Origin of the sequence: Gemmobacter caeruleus (genome assembly GCF_008271655.1) — a bacterium.
Classification (GTDB): domain Bacteria; phylum Pseudomonadota; class Alphaproteobacteria; order Rhodobacterales; family Rhodobacteraceae; genus Gemmobacter; species Gemmobacter caeruleus.
Genome location: NZ_VKKX01000022.1, coordinates 596,578 through 614,560, shown reverse-complemented (window position 1 = coordinate 614,560; position 17,983 = coordinate 596,578). Strand labels below are relative to the sequence as shown.

Sequence of the window (17,983 nt, the reverse complement as noted above, 5' to 3'; positions counted from 1 at the left end):
GATGCCGGTCTTTTACGGAACCGAGATCGCCTCGGCCCTGATGCTGGGCACCGCGCTCTATCCCTCGCCCGCCATACTGGCCGAGGCGTTTCGCCGCTCCGGCGCGGGGGTGGCGACCGTTTCCTTGCGGCGCGAGGCCGGCGGCGGGCGCGAGGGGCAGGATTTCTGGGCGCTGATCCGCGATCTGGGCGTGCGCGTCCTGCCCAATACCGCCGGCTGCCATTCGGTGCGCGAGGCGGTGACCACCGCCCATATGGCGCGCGAGGTCTTTGGCACCGACTGGATCAAGCTGGAGGTGATCGGCCATGCCGACACGCTGCAACCCGACCCGTTCGGGCTGGTCGAGGCCACGCGGATCCTCAGCGACGAGGGGTTCAGGGTCTTCCCCTACTGCACCGAGGATCTGGTCCTGTGCGACCGGCTGTTGCGGGCGGGCTGCGGGGTGCTGATGCCCTGGGGGGCGCCCATCGGCACCGGGCGCGGGCTGATGAACCCCTATGGATTGCGCAGCCTGCGGGCGCATTTCCCCGATGTGCCGCTGGTGGTGGATGCCGGGATCGGCCTGCCCAGCCATGCCGCGCAGGCGATGGAGATGGGCTTTGACGCCGTGCTGCTGAATACCGCCGTGGCCCGCGCGGGCGATCCGGCCGCCATGGCGCTGGCCTTTGCCCGCGCCATCGAGGCCGGCGCCCTGGCCCGCGCCGCCGACCCGATGGAGCCGCGCGACATGGCCGCCCCCTCCACCCCGCTGCTGGGTCAGGCGGTGCTGGCATGATGCGGCTGCCGCGCTTTTACCCGATCTTTGACGATGTGCGCTGGCTGGAACGCATGCTGCCGCTGGGGGTGAAACTGGTGCAGATGCGCCTGAAAGACCGCCCCGAGGCCGAGCTGCGCAGCCAGATTGCGCAGGCGCAGGCATTGTGCCGGGCCGCCGGTGCGCTGCTGGTGGTGAACGATCACTGGCGGCTGGCGATTGATCTGGGCTGCGACTGGCTGCATCTGGGGCAAGAGGATCTGGATGGCGCCGATCTGCCGGCGATCCGCGCCGCCGGGCTGCGGCTTGGCATCTCCACCCATGACGAGGCGGAGCTGGACCGCGCGCTGGCGCTGCGCCCCGATTATGTCGCGCTGGGCCCGGTCTGGCCGACCATCCTGAAACAGATGAAATGGCACGAACAGGGGCTGGGCCGCGTGACCGAATGGAAGGCGCGGGTCGGCGCGACCCCGCTGGTCGCCATTGGCGGCCTGACGGTGGAACGCGCGCCCGGCGCCTTTGCTGCCGGGGCGGATGTGGTTTCGGTCGTCACCGACATCACGCTGAACCCGACCCCGGAGGCGCGGCTGCGCGACTGGCTGGAGGTGACGCGATGAGCCGCTATGACCGCCAGATCGCGACGCTGGGCGCCGAAGGTCAGGCCCGGCTGCGCGCGGGGCGCGTGCTGGTCATCGGCGCGGGCGGGCTGGCGGCGCCGGTCTTGCAATATCTGGTCGGCGCTGGCGTCGGCCATCTGCGGCTGGTCGATGCCGACCGGGTTGCGCTGTCGAACCTGCATCGCCAGACGCTGTTTCGCGACACCGATCTGGGCGCGCCCAAGGTCGATGCCGCCGCGCGGCATCTGCGCGCGCTCAACCCCGATACGCGGCTGGAGCCCGTCGCGACCGCCTTTGACCCGGCCAATGCGGCGGCGCTGGCCGAGGGCGTCGATCTGGTGATCGACTGCGCCGACAGTTTCGCGGCCAGCTATATCGCTTCGGATCTGTGCCTTGCGCGCGGGTTGCCGCTGATCAGCGCCTCGGTCAGCGGGACCGAGGGCTATTGCGGCGGCTTTTGCGGCGGGGCGCCGTCGCTGCGCGCGCTATTCCCCGACCTGCCGGCGCAAATGGGCAGTTGCGCGCGCGATGGCGTGCTGGGGCCGGCGGTCGGGCTGCTGGGCGCGGCGCAGGCGCAGATGGCGCTGGCGGTGCTGGCGGGGATGACCCCCTCACCGCTGGGGCAACTGGTGACCTGCGACGCGCGGCAGATGCGCTTTGGCGGCTTTCGCTTTGCCGGTGCGGTTGAGCCGGCCCGCCCGCACCGCTTCATCGCGCGCAGCCAGATCCGGCCCGATGACCTGCTGGTCGATCTGCGGGCCGAGGGCGAGGCCGGCCCGCCCCTGCCGGGCGCGCGGCGCCTTGCCGGCGATCTGCCCGCCACCGCCCCGGGCCAACGGCTTGTGCTGGCCTGCCGCAGCGGGCTGCGCGCCTGGACCGCCTCCGCCCGTTCGGGCGCTGAAAACATCGCGCTGCTGGCGCTTGGTGACAACGACTGACCCCCGGAGGATACCCCGATGAAACGCCTATTGCTGGCCGCGCTTGCGCTGGCCGCCACCCCGGCCCATGCCGCCGACCGGCTGACCCTGCTGCTGGACTGGTTCGTGAACCCCGATCACGGCCCGATCATCATCGCGCAGGACAAGGGATTTTTCGCCGCCGAAGGGCTGGAGGTGGACATCATCGCCCCCGCCGATCCGGCCGACCCGCCCAAGATGGTGGCGGCGGGCAAGGCCGATCTGGCGGTGTCCTATCAGCCGCAGCTGCATTTGCAGGTGGCCGAGGGCCTGCCGCTGATCCGTGTCGGCACCCTGATCGCGACGCCGCTGAACTGCCTGCTGACCCGCGCCGACGGGCCGGTGCAGTCGATTGCCGATCTCAAGGGCCGCAAGGTGGGCTTTTCGGTCGCCGGGGTCGAGGAAGTGGTGATGGATGCCATGCTCAGGCCCCATGGCCTGACCCGCGCGGACCTTGAGATGGTGAACGTGAACTGGTCGCTGTCGCCGGCGCTGCTGTCGGGGCAGGTGGATGCGGTGCTGGGGGCCTTTCGCAATTTCGAACTGAACCAGATGAAGATCGAAGGAGTAGAGGGGCGGTGCTTCTTTGTCGAAGAAGAGGGCGTCCCGACCTATGACGAACTGATCTATGTCGCGCATCGCGATCACCCCGACCGCGACCGCATCGCGCGTTTCCTGCGCGCGACGGAACGCGCGACGGAATATATCGTCAACCACCCGACCGAAAGCTGGCAGGTCTTTGCTGCCCATGCGCCGGAACTGAACGACGATCTGAACCGCATGGCCTGGGGCGATACCCTGCCGCGTTTTGCCCTGCGCCCGGCGGCACTGGACCATCGGCGCTATCGCGATTTCTCGGCCTTTCTGGCGGAAAACGGCATGATCCCCGCGCCGCAGCCGGTGGCCGATCTGGCGCTGGATACGGGTGCGGAATGAGCTACGGGCTGACCTTTCCGCGCTGGCGCGCGGCAGCGGGGGCGGATTGGGCCGCCTATACCCGCCATGCCTTTGTCGCGGGGCTGGCCGATGGCAGCCTGCCCCGCGCGGCCTTTCTGCATTATCTGGTGCAGGATTACCTTTTCCTGCGGCATTTCGCCCGCGCCTGGGCGCTTGCCGTGACCAAGGCCGAGACGATGGCGGAAATGCGCTTCTGCGCCGCCACCGTGCAGGCGCTGATCCATGAGGAAATGCCGCTCCATCTTGGGCTTTGCGCCGAGGCGGGCCTTCCCGAAGCCGTGCTGGAGGCCGCCGAGGAGCGCCCCGAGACGCTGGCCTATACCCGCTATGTGCTGGATGCCGGACATGCGGGCGATCTGGCCGATCTGCTGGCGGCGCTGGCACCCTGTGTGCTGGGCTATGGCGAGATCGGCGCGCGGCTGCACGCGCAAGGCGGCGCGACGCCCTATGCCGACTGGATCGCCACCTATGGCGGCGCCGCCTATCAGGCGCTTTGCGCCGAGGTGGGCGCGCTGATCGACGCGGCCGTGGCGCTGCGGCTGGGGCCGCTGCCCGAGGACAACCCGCGCTGGCCGCGCCTGTCCCAGCGCTTTGCCACCGCGACGCGGCTGGAGGCGGGGTTCTGGGATATGGGGCTGCGGCCATGACGGCGCTGTTGCTGCGCGGCAGCGCGCTGCGGGGCGGGCGGGTGCTGCTGCGCGATCTGGATCTGGCGGTGGCGGCGGGGCAGTGGACCTGCCTTCTGGGGCCAAGCGGTGTGGGCAAGACCACGATCCTGCGCCTTTGCGCCGGTCTGGCCAACGGGGTGGAATGGCGGGGCCGGCTGGTCACGCCGGGGCCGGGGCAGGTGGCGCTGATGGCGCAGGATGATCTGTTGCTGCCCTGGCTTTCGGCGCGCGACAATGTGGCGCTTGGCGCCCGGCTGCGGGGGGTGCCGCCCGATCTGGCGCAGGCGGACCGGCTGCTGGCGCGGGTTGGCCTTGCCGGACGCGCCGGCCACAAGCCCGCCGCGCTGTCGGGGGGCGAGCGGCAGCGCGTGGCGCTGGCCCGCACCCTGATGGAGGATCGCCCGGTCATCCTGCTGGATGAGCCATTCTCGGCACTGGATGCGGGGACGCGCGCGCGGATGCAGGATCTGGCGGCGGAGCTGCTGGCCAGGCGCACCGTGCTGATGGTGACGCATGACCCGGCCGAGGCCGCCCGGCTGGGCGAGGCGATCCATATCCTGACCGGCGCGGGGGCCGAACGGATTGTTCCGCCCGCGGGCCCGATCCCGCGCGCGGTAGAGGATCCCGGCCTGTTGCGGGTGCAGGCGGCCTTGCTGGCGCGGCTGCGGGCCGGGGTGCCATGCGCGGCGTGATCGGCGGGGGCGCGTCGGCCGCGATGGCGCTGGTGCTCTGGGCCGGGCTGGTGCGGCTGTTCGATCTGCCGCGCTTCATCCTGCCCGGCCCCGGGGCGGTGGCGGCGGCGCTGTGGCGTGACCGGCTGTTGCTGGCCGACCATGCCGCCACGACCCTGACCGAGATCGGGGCGGGGCTGGTGATCGGCACGCTGCTGGGGGCGCTGCTGGCGTTGGTGCTGGCGCTGCTGCCGGGGCTGGCACGCGGGCTGCATCCGGTGCTGATTGTCAGCCAGACCGTGCCGGTCTTTGCATTGGCACCGATCCTGACGCTGTGGCTCGGCTATGGGATGGCGGCCAAGATCGTGATGGCGGTCCTGATCATCTTCTTTCCCGTCAGCACCGGCTTTCTGCACGGGCTGCGCCGCACTGAACCCGGCTGGCTGGCGCTGGCGCGGGTGATGGGGGGGGGTCGCTGGCGCATCCTGTGGCACCTGCGGGTGCCGGCCGCGCTGCCCGATCTGGCGGGCGGGCTGCGGCTGGCCGCGACCTATGCGCCGATCGGGGCGGTGATCGGCGAATGGGTGGGCGGATCGCGCGGGCTTGGCTATCTGATGCTGATGGCGAACGGGCGGGCACGGACCGACCTTCTGTTCGCCGCTCTTTTGGTGCTGGTGGCGCTGACGCTGGTGCTGCGCGCAGCGGCAGACCGGCTGGCCGACCGCCTGACCCGCCATGCGACCGGCAGCTGATCACACCCCGCCGGGCGTCATGGTGGTGATCATCCGCACGATGCGGATCAGCACCGGCACGATGACCATGACCAGATTGACCGGGAACAGGAACAGCGCCAGCGGCAACAGCATCTTGACCGGCAGGGCATTGGCCTTTTCCTCGGCCTGGATCAGCCGCAACTCGCGCATTTCCTTGCTGTAGACCCGAAGCGTCTTGATGATGCTGGCGCCAAGTTCCTGCGACTGGCGGAACAGCACGGCCATGGTGCGCACCTCCTCCACATCCACACGCTGCGCCAGATTGCCAAGCGCCTCGTGCAAGGGGCGGCCGGCGCGGGTCTCCAGGCTGACCACCGCCAGATGCAGGCCGAAACTGGGATGGGTGCGCAGGAATTCGCGCGCCACGCGGTCAAGGGCGGCCTCGATGCTCATGCCCGCATCGACGCAGACGATGATGAGATCGAGCAGATCGGGAAACAGCCGGCGGAACTGCGTGACCTGGCGGTTGCCGATATGCTCCAGCACGATATTGCTGAGGATGAACGACACCCCACTGGCCAATGCGGCGAACAGAAAGACCAGCGCCGCCGAACTGGACTGGCGCAGGGTCTGGATCAGCAGCCAGACCCCGATGAACACCACCACCGCCACCAGCAGCCGCAACAGGTTGTAGCTGCGCTGCGCGTCGCGCGAAAAGAACCCCGCCCGGATCAGCCGCATTTCCAGCGAATTCGGCTCGGCCCGGCGCTGCACCTCCATGAAATAGGCGATCTCGTCATTCTCGCCGGCGAAAAGCTGATCGGGATCGAAGGCATGGCCGCGCTGTGCGCTGGTCACCTGCGCGATGTTGCGCCGGATCTGGCGCCGCCCGGTGATGAAGTTCAGCAGGCTGAACACCATGATCACGATGGCCAGGAATACCGCCGAGAGGATGAGGATATCGGTCACTTGGAATGCCCCCCGCGCAGCATCAGAAATCGAAGCGGACCATGCGGAACAGGATGTAGACCCCGACCGACATGTAAAGGATGGTGCCCACCACGATGGCGGTGCCGTGCCCGGTTTCCCAGATCGGGTCAAAGTAATCGGGCGCCAGCGTGTCGATGATCAGGAACAGGATGCCGGGAAAGACCGACATCAGGACGGCGGTGAACCGCCCTTCGGCGGAAATCGCCTTGATCTTGTTCTTGAGCATCATGCGGTCGCGGATCAGCCCGGCCAGGTTTTCCAGGATCTCGGTCAGGTTGCCGCCGGTATTGCGCTGCACGCTGATCGTGACGGCCAGCAGGTTCAGTTCATCCGCGCCGACCCGTTCATACAGGTTGTGAAACGCCTCGTCGAATTCCGACCCGAAGGTCAGCTGATCGGTCAGGATGCCGAATTCGCTGCCGATCGGGTCAGGCATCTCGCGGCCCACCAGCGACACCGCGGCATTCAGCGGATGGCCCGCCTGAAGCGAGCGCACGATGATGTCGATGGCCGGCGGCAACTGGATCACGAATTGCCGGATGCGTCGCCGTCGCACATGCGCCAGCGCGAACCACAGGATAAGCGGGGTGACGATCACCGTCACCGCCAGCCGCACCGGCAGCGAGGGCGTCGCCAGCATCACGAGGATCAGCACGACCAGCGTCACCAGCAGCACATAGAGCACCTTTTGCCGGGTGCTGAGCGTCAGCCCCGACTGGGTATAGAGATGGCGCAGGTCGGACATCAGCGCCAGCCGGCCGCCGCGCGACAGCGAACGATCCTTCAGCAGGCTCTGATAGGTGGCGTGGTGATCGCTGCCCCGGCTGATGCGGGACAGCCGGTCATTCACCTCTTGCCGGGCGGTGCGGCGCGCCACGATGCGGCGCAGCAGCGTATCCACCGCCAGAAGCGTGGCGGCAAAGACGAAGGCATAGATGATCAGCAGCGACATGCGGGGCCTTAATGCTTGATGGTCGGGTCAAAGACCCGCGCATCGACCTTGAGGCCGATGGTGGAAATCTCGGCCAGAAAGCGCGGGCGGATGCCGGTCGCGCGGAACTCGCCCTGGATGCGGCCCTGGTCATCGACGCCCAGCCGGTTGAAGCGCATGATGTCCTGGATCTGCACCACGTCGCCTTCAAGCCCGGTCAGTTCCGAAATCGCCGTCACCCGCCGCGTGCCATCGCGCAGGCGATTGAGCTGGAGGATGACATGGATCGCCGAGGCGATCTGCGCCCGGATCGACAGTTGCGACATCGGCATGCCCGCCATGCCCACCATCTGTTCCAGACGCGACAGGGCGTCGCGGGTATTGTTGGCGTGGATCGTGCTCATCGACCCTTCATGGCCGGTATTCATGGCCTGCAACATGTCAAAGGCCTCGCCGCCGCGCACCTCGCCGATGATGATGCGGTCGGGGCGCATCCGCAGCGCGTTCTTTACCAGATCGCGCTGCGTGATCTCGCCTTTGCCCTCCAGCGTGGGGGGGCGGGTTTCCAGCCGCACGACATGCTTTTGCTGCAATTGCAGTTCGGCCGCGTCCTCGATGGTGACCAGGCGTTCCTCATGCGGGATGAAGCCCGACAGCGCGTTCAGCATCGTCGTCTTGCCCGAGCCCGTGCCGCCGGAAATCAGCATCGACACCTTGCCCTCGACCGCCGCCGCCAGAAGCTGCGCCATACTTTCGGGCAGGGCATTCTTGGCCACCAGCGTGGACAGGCTGAATGGCCGGCGCGAGAATTTGCGGATGGAGACCTGCGGCCCGTCCACCGCGATGGGGCGGATCGCGGCGTTGACGCGCGACCCGTCGGCCAGACGCGCATCGACAAGCGGCGAGCTTTCGTCGATCCGCCGCCCGACCGAGGCCACGATCTTGTTCACGATGCGCAGCAGATGGCGTTCATCCTTGAACCGCACATCGGTCAGCGCCAGCTTGCCGTTGCGTTCGACATAGACCGTCTTCGGCCCGACGATCAGGATGTCGGCAATGCTGTCATCCTTCAGCAGCGGCTCGATCGGGCCAAGGCCCAGCATCTCGTCCGCCAGATCGGACACCAGATTGTCCACCTCGCGCGCGTTCAGCGCGACATTCTGGTTCTTGAGATAGTCGCGCACCATCGGGCGCAATTCGTCATGCAGCTGCGCGGGCTCCAGCGTGTCCAGCACGGCAAGGTTGATCTTGTCGAGCAGGAAACGATGCAGGTTAACCCGTTCCGAGACCAGATCGACCTCGGCCATCGCCTCGGCGGGCAGCACCAGCGGCGCGCGCGGATCTGGCGCAGGGGGGGGCGCGGGTTGCGGCGTGGACTGGGCCTCGGGGGCGGGGGCGACCGGCGTCGCATCGCCCGAGCTACGGAAAAAACGACCGACCACCGTGATCCTCCCTTGCGTCGAAACCCGTCATTTCACGATCACCTTCGCGCCCATGCGCACCTGATCGTAAAGCTCCATCACATCGGCATTGCTCAGGCGGAAACAGCCCGAGGTTTCATAGCCGCCCACCGTTTCGGCGGTATTGGTGCCGTGGATGCGGTAAAGCGTATCGCCCCCGCCGCTGAACAGATACAGCGCCCGTGCCCCCAGCGGGTTGTAAGGCCCCGACGGCACCATGTTCGGCAAGGACGGGTCGCGCTGGCGCATGGCGGCAGGCGGGCGCCATTCGGGCCATTCGGCCTTGCGCCCGACCGTGGTCGTGCCCGTCCACAGAAACCCGTCGCGCCCGACACTGATGCTGTAGCGCGCGGCCTTGCCGCCCCCCAGCACCAGATGCAGCGTCCGCTCGGTGTTGGAGATGATTATGGTGCCCGGCGCCTCGGAGGTCTGAAAGGGCACCACCTCGCGCGTGGTGCGGCCATGGTCGCGCGGCACCGGCTTCATCTCGACCCGGTGCAGGCCGGGGGGCAGATCGGAGGGCAGGGCGGGCTGCGCTCCGGGCAGGGCCAGCGCGGCCAGCAGGGCCAGAAGGATCATGCCTTGACCCCTTCGATATGCAGCACCTTGCCCGCATAGCGCGCCAGCGCCTTGAGCATCCGCGACGAGCGATTGAGATCCGACAACGGGATGCCGCGATCCATCGCCTCCAGCAGGGCATCGGTTTCCTCGGGCAGATAGCCGTAATCCACGCCGGCAAAAAGTTCGCGGATCCGCGCCTCGGCGATGCGCTGGCTGCCGAACAGCCCGCGCCGGCGCTTGTTGATCAGCACATGAAGCTGCGGTTTGCGCCCGCCGATATCGCGGAACCGCCCACAGAGCGCCAGCGCCTGCTTGATCGAGGGCAGGTTCAATTCGCAGACCAGCGTGATCGTGTTGACCTCGGCCAGCACATCCTGCCGCCAGTCGGTTTCGTGATAGGGGATGTCCAGCACCGTATGGGCATGCTGCGCCGTGACGGCATCCAGCATCCGCAACACCAGTTCATAGCAGTTCAGATGCGTGACCAGATCGGGATTGCGAAAGGAATAGATCGCAAAACCATGCGGGTGGCGCTGCTGGATCAGGCTGACGAATTCGGCATCCACCCGGCCCGGATTGTTCAGAACCCCGTCCAGGCTGAAGGTGTTTTCGGTGTTCAGCAGATCGCCGCAGCCGCCGGTCGAGAAATCCAGATCGAACAGCCCGACGCCGCCCCGGCCCGGATCGTTGCCCTGCGCCAGAAGATCGGCCAGCAGCACCGCGACCGTGGTCGCCCCGGCGCCGCCATTGGCCGATACCACCGCATGCACCTTGTTGCTGGATTGCTTGGTGACGCGCACACCGGTCAGAATGGCGTTGATCAGATCGCCCGAAGACAGCGGATGGCGCAACCAGTCATGCACCCGCAGCTTCATCAGCCGCCGCATCTGCGCATCGTCCAGCGCATCGCTGACCACGATCAGCGGCAGGTCCGGCGACAGCGCGCGCAGATTGCCCACCAGCTCGGCCTCCTCCAGGCCAAAGCCGGTCACATCCAGCACGACGATATCTGGCGCGTGGTCGCGCGCCTGTGTCACGGCCTTGTCGGCGGGGGCGGTGCTGGCATTGACGCCGGGCATGGTCTCCAGCACCTCCAGCACCTGCCGGAACCCGTCGCGCCCGGAATCGACCGCCAGAACGCTGGTCTTGCGACGGGATTTGGTATCGGAAAGCACAGGGTCGGCAGCGTTCATGTCGGAGGTCCGTTCAAAAGATCTTCGCTCGTGAAGGTTACGGAATGCGGAGGAATGGGAATGCTGTTGGCGCCGATCAGCGCATCCAAGATCAGAAAGTCGAAGGTCATGCCAAAGGTCTCGACCGTGATCGACAGGACCGGGCCGCCCGGCCTGCCCACATAGCCCAGCCCGTCGCGGCGATAGGTCACGCGCACGTTCTGGGCATTCAGCCGTGGAAAGAAATCGCACATGCCGCTGACGCCGCCGCCGATATTGGCATTGCAGGTGCCGTCGCTGCCCTGGATCAAACGGGTCATCCCCGCCGTGTCGCAGGCGGTGGTGCCGGCGCCGCAGGTGACCGAAACCACCGTGGCGGGGATCGCCACCCCGGCCTGAAGCCCCGACAGATCGTCGGTGAAGGGCGTCATGCTGGTCAGGATCGGCGCCGAGACCGCCAGTTGCCGCGCGCCGATCTGCACCGCCTTGACCGTCTGGTTCCACTGGAACATGGCAAAGCCAAACTCCACGAAAGCCGCCATGACCAGCACCAGAATGGGCAGCACCAGCAGCCCTTCGACCAGCACGGCGCCTTCTTCCGACCGGATCCCTTCGCGCATGGTTACCATCCGATATACCTCTGGCTGTAGGTATAGGTGAAGGTGATCGCCCCGATATTCAGCGCCCCGAACATGGGCGAGGTGACATAGCTGGCACTGCCGGTGCCGGTGACCAGCGACGCCGCGTTGGGGCTGGCCGGCGGGGTGACGGGGGTCAGCGTCAGTTCCGACGCCGCATCCCAGCCCGGCACCCGCAAGGTGCCGGTGCCCGCCGGATTGCCGTAAAAGGCGATATTGCGCGCAATGGCCTGGGTGCAGGGGTTGAAGGTCGGCCGGCAGCGCGACCAGTAGCGCACCGCATCCCGCACGCCGATCTGCATCTGCTGGCGCTGCCAGAGCATGTTGGAAAACTCCATGACACCGGCGGTCATGATGGTCAGCACCGGCACAACCAGCAATGTTTCCGCCAGCACCGCGCCGGTTTCTTCCCGGCCGAGACGGGCAAAAAGGTTTTTCAACGCGAACGGCACGGTCTTGCCTCCGGTTCCATGATCTGCCGTTGCGCGCCGGGCTGGTCTGTGCCGCTCCGTGATGTGACCCGGTCCGCGATCAGCGGCTGAAGGTGATATCGGTGTTCTCGGCATTATCCGGGAACGGATCTATCGTCTGAATCATCGCATTGGCCTCGGGCGCATTGCCGGCCCCGAGGGTAATACTGTCGCGCCGGTTCAGGTAATCGGCGCAGCCGCCCAGCATCAGGGCGACCGCCGCCAGCAGCACCAGCCTATTTCTTCTTGATGAGCGCATCGTCAAATTCCAGATCAATGATATGGCCATAGGGCCCCAGCACGCCATCCCCGCTGCGGAAGCCGCGGATCATGTCCTTGTTGACCTCCAGCATGCCCAGCATGAACAGTTCCACGTCATTGGAGGACCGCGCGCCATCCAGCGGCGAGACCATCGGCTCTGACGGGGCGCCCGGCCGCACCAGGCGCGGGGTGACCAGGATCACCAGATCGGTTTCCTTTTTCTGGAAGGCGGTGGAGCGGAACAGCGTCCCCAGGATCGGCACCTGGCCGATCCAGGGCACCTGTTTCAGGTTGCGTTCGTTATCCACCTGCAACAGGCCCGCAATGGCAAAGCTCTGGCCGTCGCGCAGCGTGACGGTGGTATCGGCCTTGCGCGAGATGAAGGCGGGCTGGCCGTTCACCGTGACCGAAGTGTCGATATCGCTGACCTCGGGGCGGACACGCAGGCTGATCATGCCGTCATCCAGCACGACCGGCATGAAATTCAGCCGCACGCCATATTCGCGGTAATCGGTTTCGGTGGCCACGGTGCCATTCTCGCCGGTGACGGCGCTGGAAATCGGCACCTCGCCGCCCACGACGAAATTCGCCTCGACCCCGCTGGTGGTCACCAGCGTCGGGTTCGCCAGGCGCCGTGCCAGGCCCCGGCCCTCCAGCACGTTGATGACATAGTCGATCTGGGTGCCCGCGATCTGCAACAGATTGCCGACAAAGCTGCCAAAGGGCGTATCGCCCGACACGCTGCCGCCGGTGGTCAGGCGGCGCTGGCCGTCATTGGTGCCGGTCAGGTTCACGCCCAATTCCCGCCCCGAGGTGCGGCTGACCTCAAGAATACGGACCTCAAGCTGCACCTGCTGCGGATCGGTGACGCGGATCGCGTTCACCACCGGATCGGTGGAGAATTGCGCCGCGATCTCCAGCACGCGCTTCAGATCCACACCATCCTTCACCGCGCCCGACAGCCGGATCCGGCCATTCACATTGTCCACCTCGACCCGCGCACTGGGCACGGCCGACCGGATCGCCCCGCGCAATTCGCCGAAATCGACCTCGACCTTGAGGATCAGCCCCCCCATCAGCACCTTGTTCGCGTCATAGAAACTGACATTGGTCGCGCCGGCGTTATTGCCCTGCACATAGGCCGAACTGCTGGTCAGCGGAAACACGTCGGCCACATCGGCATTGCCCACCACCACATCCGAATAGGGGACATTGGTGTTCAGCGTGACGGTGAAGCCCGGCTTGATGGTGATCGTCGTGACCGGCGCCCCCTCGCCCAGCGAGATGAAGCGTTCCTGCGCGCGGGCGGTGCCGGGGGCCGTTGCCAGGCTCAGCCCCAGGGCGCAGAGCGCCAGGAACAGCCGCCATCCCCCTCTTTTCACGGGGCCGCCATGTCCGGTCTTCGGGTCTGTGAGTTGCATCTGTGTCCGCCCATTTGCGACAGAGCGGCCCCGGGGGCCGCCGCGCCGCGCCTCAGTTTTCGTTCGACGTAACCACATAATCTTGACGTTTCCCGTTGCGCACCACGCCCACCGTCACGAAGGCGGGCTTGGTCGGCTCGGGGGGCACCTCGACCACCGGCTGCGGGGTCGGCTCGGGGGCGGGCAGCACAACCGGCGTGCCCGCCTTGGCAATCTCGTCCTTCAGCGCATCCAGCTGGGCGCCCACATCGCCGCCCATCGAACGCACCATCTCCTCCAACGAGGCGATGCGGCTGTCCTGTTCCTGCTGGCGCGCGACGGCGGCCTGACGCTCCGCCTCGGCGCGCAGCGCCAGTTCCGCCTCCAGATCCGAGGCGGTCGCGGATTGCGACATTTCGGCAAGCGTGACGCGCTGGCTGTTTTCGGTGTCCGACGACACGACATTGCGCAGCGCCAGCGACAGCGTGCCGACCGACGAGCCGAGCGTCAGCTTCTGCGCCTCTTCGGTCGAGACCTCGAAGGTCACGGTGCGCACGACGCTGGGCTGATCCTTGCGGTCATCGGCGATCTGGTCGATGGCCAGCACCCGCACGCCCTGCAACAGCACATCGACATAGGCGTCTTCGTCATTGTTCACCTCGGCCCGGGTCAGCAGCACATCGACCCGGTCGCCCGGCAGCACGAAACCCGCGACGCCCGCCACGTCATTGACGCGGATCGACATCGCCTTGAGGCCGGGCTTGATCGCGGTGGACAGTTTCGCGCGCTGGCCCGGATCGGTGATGCGGCTGGCCAGAACCGGCTCGCCCATCTCGATGGAGGACAGCACGAAACGGGCCTTTTCCTCGGAATTGTCGCCGATCTCCTCGATCGTGCGGAAGGCGCCGTTGGGCAGCGTGGCACTGGCCCAGGTGATGACCTCCAGCCGGTCGGGCGACACGCGGTCGCCAAAGCGCAGCGGCTCCTTGGCCACGACGATGGTGTTCTGGTTCTGGGCGGGCGTGCTGGAGGATGCGGCGATTTCCGCCCGCTGTTCGGCCAGCCAGGCCCGGGTGCCGAATACGGCCGCCAGGCCCAGAATGGCCGCGACCAACAAGCTCAGAAGTGTCGAAGTGCGCATGCCTGCCCCGTATCGTTATCTCTTGGTCGCCCCTTTCCGGGGTCTTGACCAGCCATCACCGGAAAATAAACCCGGTATGTTGCCCCAAGGTCAGCCTGTCTGCCCCGGGATGCCAATCCCCGACCCGCTTTGCGGGCCGGGGCTGAGTGAAGGCAATAAGCGCAATCACAAAGGTATTGGCGTGAAATGGAATGGGGGCAGGTTACGGGTTCGTCCAGCCCGTCGTCGGCACGGCAGTGTCGGCGAGGCCAATCCAGGCGGCCCATGCCTCCCAAGCGTCGCCCAGGTTGGTGCCGAACAGCAGCACGGCCGCGATCACACCGCCGACCAGCAGACCGAGCAGGATGAGGTATTCCGACAGCGCCACACCGTCTTCTTCGTCACGGATGCGCGAGGCCATGTATTTGATGAAGCTGAACATTTGTTACTCCAGATTGTTGCAAGGGTTTCAGGCACAAGCGCCACCCCGCCTGCCTGCACGTAGCTGCACTGGTCATGTGAAATTCGCTGAAACTGGCACTGATTATCACTCAACCGGGCCCGAGCCCTTGCCTTGAATTTGCCCCAGTTGGGCCGGATGCGTCAAGAAAATGTCCCAATTGCGGCGCTTTTGCCCAAGATCTTAAGGAACTGGCAAGGATTGTTCGCCAAATCGGAACAGGGCCGACCAAGGTGAAATGCGCCCCGGCAATTCAGGAATGACGACATAAACCGATCATAAACCTGTGGTTGTCGCACCTCTGTTTTCTGCTGCGAATCGGTCCAGGGTGATTCGTGTCAATTGCGAATTGCCATGCAGCCGCAACCGCGGAGGAAATCCGCCGAAACCGCGCCGCCAGACCCGCGGATCAGCGGACCAGCGTCGCCTCGTCGCGCACAAAGGTATCCAGCGACCCGTTGCCACCCCAGCCGGTGATATCCACGATCTCCACGTCGATCGTGCCATCCTCGCCGCCGCTGTTCTGTTCCATGGGCCGCGTCAGAAACAGCGAGGCATAGGAATTGACCCGCATCTCGGTGGCGCCGCCGCCTGCCTCGGCCAGGCAATCAATCAGCGCGGCAAAGATGATGCGCCGCCCTTCCTCGGCCGGCAGGGCGCCGTTCTTGCTTTGCGAACAGATCGGGGTGCCGACTTCCTCATACTGATCGGTGGCCGCCGGGTTGTTGCCGGTCGAATGCCGCGCGACCAGATCGTTGGCCGTGCCGCGCGTGGACAATTCATAGCGATAGACATCATAGCGCGAGGGCATGGCGATGCCGGGCGACTGCGCCGCGGGAAACGAGTTGAAATCGGCCAGGGCCGCAGGCGGTGTCGTCTGGTAATTCGCCTGCCAATAGGCGTTGATATCCCAGTTGCCCGACCCGATGAAGGCGCCGGGCACCCCCGATCCGGGCGCCTGCATCACCGCATTGGCAGGAAAATTCTGCGCCCAGGCTGGGGTCGCGGTCAATTCCTTGTTGCAGGCGTTGTTCGGCCCGGTGTTGGCCCGGACATAGCCCTTACGCACGTTCACATCCGGCGGATATTCGTCGGCGTCATTGCCCATCGGCCCGTCATAGATATCCATCCGCACATTCAGACCCTGGCGGATGCTGGTGGCCGCGCCGGGTTTCGTCGTCACCCGGCGGGCGCTGTAACAGGTCGGGTTGTAGGCGCCGGCAAAGACCCGGCGAATGGCATTGGCCGAGGCGGTCGTATTGTCATTCGCGCCATTGACCTGAAGAAAGCCGAAATTCCCCGGCGCCGCGGTGCCGTTGCCCTTGGGGTGCAACCGCAGCAGCCGGCCATGCAGCTGCCCGTTGGCAAAGGATTGTTGAAGATCGAGGTTCTGGCTTTCAAACGGATTGCAGATGAACAGCGGCGTCACATCGCAGGCGGCGGTCGCATAGGTCGCCACGGCCTCGGCCGCGACGGGGGCCGCGCCCAGCAGGTTGCCGGTGGTCAGCAGGTTCTGGCTCTGGGCATGGACCAGCACATAGGCGGCCTCTGTGCCGTCGGTCGTGCTGTTGGCGGCGATGAAGGTCGCATCCAGCGGCAGGTCGTCGCTCGCCGGGATCGCGGTCAGATAGGTGATCGTATAGGCGCTGTTCGTCCCGCCCATTTGCAGCGTGATGCGGGCGGTCGCGTCGGTCTGGCCCAGATAGCTGACCGAATTCGACAGGTTCGCCATGGCGGCATTGGCGCGGGTGATCGAATCCACCCCGCCATCCAGTTCGCGCGCACCGGCAAGCGCCATGGCATCGGCGGCGGCCTGAAGATCGGAATGGGCGTTGTTGCCGCGCCCCACATCAATCAGGACGACGGTAAACAGGATGAGGGCGGGCATCAGCACCAGCCCCAGTGTGGCGGCAAAGCCGTCGGTATCGCGGGTGAAATCACGCATGGTAATCCTCGGCGCAGGCTGAAAACGGGGCTTGGCAGGAACTGCGGTGATTATGCCTGTCCCGGGGGGGCGGTGTAAAGCGTTGCGGTCAGGCGCCGCGCAGGGCCAGCGCGACGAGCGCCGCCGCGATCATCGGCACCGCATAGGGATAGCGGCGGGTGCTGGCGAAATGCGCAAGGCGCGCGCGCAGCGCCCCTTCGGGCAGGATCGCCGGGCCCAGCCGCACGCTGAGCCACAGCAGAAGCGAGGCGGGGATCAGCGCCAGCGCGTAAAAGGCAAGGCCGCCCCAGCCGATCACGACGCCCAGCGGGAAATAGAGCTTGGCATCGCCCGCGCCCATCATGCGCAGCAGCCAGAAGACAAGGCCCAGCAGGAACAGCATCGCCCCCGCCGCCAGATCGGGCAGGATCGCATGGCCCGCGCGGCTGACCGAAAGACCAAGCGCCAGCGCGGTCAGCACCAGCACATCCGCGTTGCGGATCTTGAGCCGCTGCGCATCCCCCCAGGCGATGCGCAGCAGTTGCAGGATGACGGCGATCAGCAGCGCGCCCGCGATCCAGGGCAGAAGGGTCGCCATCCCCTGCACGCGCGCGCCCCTCGATCAGATCCCCCTCAGGTCGCCCTTGGCGCGGCGCTGGTAGCTGACCGAATTGCGCAGCAATTCCAGATTGTTGGCGACCTGCGGATTGTTGGGCGCCTTTTCATAGGCGGCAAGGAATTGCTTGCGTGCGCCTTGCAGATTGCCGCGCAGCAACAGCGAATAGCCGTAATTGTTGCGGAAGACGACGGTGGTGCCGATGATCGGCTCCAGCTTGCGATAGGCCAGGTCGGCCTGATCGAAACGGTTGAGCATGTCCGACGCGGCGGCATAGCCCAGAAGCGCCTCGGGGTCGCTGGGGGCGACATCGAGCGCTTTCTTGTAGAGCGTGGCGGCCTTGCCGTAATTGCGCGATTTGAACTGCGTCTTGGCCGAGACGAGCAACTGGTCATCGGGGTAATAGTCGCGATTGGCGGTATCGGCCACGGTGCTGGCCTTGTCGCCGAAACCGGAAACGTCCCCGGGGCCGCCATCCACACAGGCTGCGAGGGCCAGAAGGATCATCGCGGGCAAGAATCTGCGCATTTCATCGTCCCAATGCTCGAAATTGGGCCATCTTTGCGCGGCGGGGTAGGCGGTGTCTACCCATTGTGTTGCAGAACGGGGGCGGCCGGGCATTTTGGCGCAGACCTAGTGCGCCT

Annotated in this window: 21 protein-coding genes; 7 read left to right on the top strand and 14 right to left on the bottom strand. The window is 66.4% G+C overall.

Annotated features, from left to right (window positions below):
• Window position 1 precedes the first annotated feature (1 nt).
• Genes FOA17_RS09940 through FOA17_RS09910 form a run of 7 tightly spaced genes read left to right on the top strand, consistent with a single transcriptional unit; the run spans window position 2 to window position 5,375 of the window.
• Window positions 2-775, top strand: a complete 774-nt coding sequence (locus FOA17_RS09940) for a thiazole synthase (RefSeq protein WP_149141310.1) — start codon at window positions 2-4, stop codon at window positions 773-775.
• The gene (locus tag FOA17_RS09935; protein WP_149141449.1) at window positions 775-1,371 is read left to right on the top strand and encodes a thiamine phosphate synthase; all 597 of its coding nucleotides are present in this window, start codon (window positions 775-777) and stop codon (window positions 1,369-1,371) included. Before FOA17_RS09940 ends, FOA17_RS09935 begins: the two co-directional genes overlap by 1 nt.
• Entirely contained in the window at window positions 1,368-2,309 is a 942-nt protein-coding gene (locus FOA17_RS09930) for a HesA/MoeB/ThiF family protein (RefSeq protein ID WP_149141309.1), read from the top strand. Before FOA17_RS09935 ends, FOA17_RS09930 begins: the two co-directional genes overlap by 4 nt.
• A gap of 18 nt (window positions 2,310-2,327) precedes the next feature.
• Entirely contained in the window at window positions 2,328-3,263 is a 936-nt protein-coding gene (locus tag FOA17_RS09925; RefSeq protein WP_149141308.1) for an ABC transporter substrate-binding protein, read from the top strand.
• Window positions 3,260-3,931 (top strand): TenA family protein, encoded by a 672-nt coding sequence (locus tag FOA17_RS09920; RefSeq protein WP_149141307.1) that lies wholly within the window; start codon window positions 3,260-3,262, stop codon window positions 3,929-3,931. Before FOA17_RS09925 ends, FOA17_RS09920 begins: the two co-directional genes overlap by 4 nt.
• Window positions 3,928-4,644 carry an ABC transporter ATP-binding protein gene (locus tag FOA17_RS09915; RefSeq protein WP_149141306.1) on the top strand — a complete coding sequence of 239 codons (717 nt, stop codon included), beginning with the start codon at window positions 3,928-3,930 and terminating at the stop codon, window positions 4,642-4,644. The genes FOA17_RS09920 and FOA17_RS09915 overlap by 4 nt, the downstream gene beginning before the upstream one ends.
• Entirely contained in the window at window positions 4,632-5,375 is a 744-nt protein-coding gene (locus FOA17_RS09910) for an ABC transporter permease (RefSeq protein WP_149141305.1), read from the top strand. The genes FOA17_RS09915 and FOA17_RS09910 overlap by 13 nt, the downstream gene beginning before the upstream one ends.
• Here FOA17_RS09910 and FOA17_RS09905 read toward each other — a convergent pair whose 3' ends face one another.
• The 14 genes from FOA17_RS09905 to FOA17_RS09845 all read right to left on the bottom strand — a co-directional run bounded on the left by FOA17_RS09905 (window position 5,376) and on the right by FOA17_RS09845 (window position 17,867).
• A complete protein-coding gene (locus FOA17_RS09905; RefSeq protein ID WP_149141304.1) occupies window positions 5,376-6,305 on the bottom strand; it encodes a type II secretion system F family protein in 930 nt (309 codons plus the stop codon). It abuts the gene before it with no gap.
• Window positions 6,306-6,327: 22 nt separating this feature from the next.
• The gene (locus FOA17_RS09900) at window positions 6,328-7,278 is read right to left on the bottom strand and encodes a type II secretion system F family protein (RefSeq protein WP_149141303.1); all 951 of its coding nucleotides are present in this window, start codon (window positions 7,276-7,278) and stop codon (window positions 6,328-6,330) included.
• An 8-nt stretch (window positions 7,279-7,286) separates the two neighbouring features.
• Entirely contained in the window at window positions 7,287-8,699 is a 1,413-nt protein-coding gene (locus FOA17_RS09895; protein ID WP_238991775.1) for a TadA family conjugal transfer-associated ATPase, read from the bottom strand.
• Between the two features lie 27 nt (window positions 8,700-8,726).
• Window positions 8,727-9,296, bottom strand: coding sequence for a L,D-transpeptidase (locus FOA17_RS09890; RefSeq protein ID WP_149141302.1), 570 nt, complete (start codon window positions 9,294-9,296; stop codon window positions 8,727-8,729).
• A complete protein-coding gene (locus FOA17_RS09885) occupies window positions 9,293-10,471 on the bottom strand; it encodes a CpaE/TadZ family protein (protein ID WP_149141301.1) in 1,179 nt (392 codons plus the stop codon). Before FOA17_RS09885 ends, FOA17_RS09890 begins: the two co-directional genes overlap by 4 nt.
• A complete protein-coding gene (locus FOA17_RS09880; protein ID WP_203232293.1) occupies window positions 10,468-11,070 on the bottom strand; it encodes a TadE/TadG family type IV pilus assembly protein in 603 nt (200 codons plus the stop codon). Before FOA17_RS09880 ends, FOA17_RS09885 begins: the two co-directional genes overlap by 4 nt.
• Before the next feature lie 2 nt (window positions 11,071-11,072).
• The gene (locus tag FOA17_RS09875; protein ID WP_203232292.1) at window positions 11,073-11,528 is read right to left on the bottom strand and encodes a TadE/TadG family type IV pilus assembly protein; all 456 of its coding nucleotides are present in this window, start codon (window positions 11,526-11,528) and stop codon (window positions 11,073-11,075) included.
• A 91-nt stretch (window positions 11,529-11,619) separates the two neighbouring features.
• Window positions 11,620-11,790 (bottom strand): hypothetical protein, encoded by a 171-nt coding sequence (locus FOA17_RS19740; protein WP_162528219.1) that lies wholly within the window; start codon window positions 11,788-11,790, stop codon window positions 11,620-11,622.
• Between the two features lie 4 nt (window positions 11,791-11,794).
• On the bottom strand, window positions 11,795-13,240 hold the full coding sequence (locus FOA17_RS09870) for a type II and III secretion system protein family protein (RefSeq protein WP_203232291.1): 1,446 nt from the start codon (window positions 13,238-13,240) through the stop codon (window positions 11,795-11,797).
• Between the two features lie 52 nt (window positions 13,241-13,292).
• Entirely contained in the window at window positions 13,293-14,360 is a 1,068-nt protein-coding gene (gene cpaB, locus FOA17_RS09865) for a Flp pilus assembly protein CpaB (protein WP_149141297.1), read from the bottom strand.
• 202 nt (window positions 14,361-14,562) lie between these two features.
• The gene (locus tag FOA17_RS09860) at window positions 14,563-14,781 is read right to left on the bottom strand and encodes a hypothetical protein (RefSeq protein WP_162528218.1); all 219 of its coding nucleotides are present in this window, start codon (window positions 14,779-14,781) and stop codon (window positions 14,563-14,565) included.
• A gap of 427 nt (window positions 14,782-15,208) precedes the next feature.
• Window positions 15,209-16,744 carry a pilus assembly protein TadG-related protein gene (locus tag FOA17_RS09855; protein ID WP_149141296.1) on the bottom strand — a complete coding sequence of 512 codons (1,536 nt, stop codon included), beginning with the start codon at window positions 16,742-16,744 and terminating at the stop codon, window positions 15,209-15,211.
• Window positions 16,745-16,832: 88 nt separating this feature from the next.
• Window positions 16,833-17,321 carry a prepilin peptidase gene (locus tag FOA17_RS09850; RefSeq protein ID WP_149141295.1) on the bottom strand — a complete coding sequence of 163 codons (489 nt, stop codon included), beginning with the start codon at window positions 17,319-17,321 and terminating at the stop codon, window positions 16,833-16,835.
• Window positions 17,322-17,345: 24 nt separating this feature from the next.
• Window positions 17,346-17,867 carry a tetratricopeptide repeat protein gene (locus FOA17_RS09845; protein ID WP_162528217.1) on the bottom strand — a complete coding sequence of 174 codons (522 nt, stop codon included), beginning with the start codon at window positions 17,865-17,867 and terminating at the stop codon, window positions 17,346-17,348.
• Window positions 17,868-17,983 lie beyond the last annotated feature (116 nt).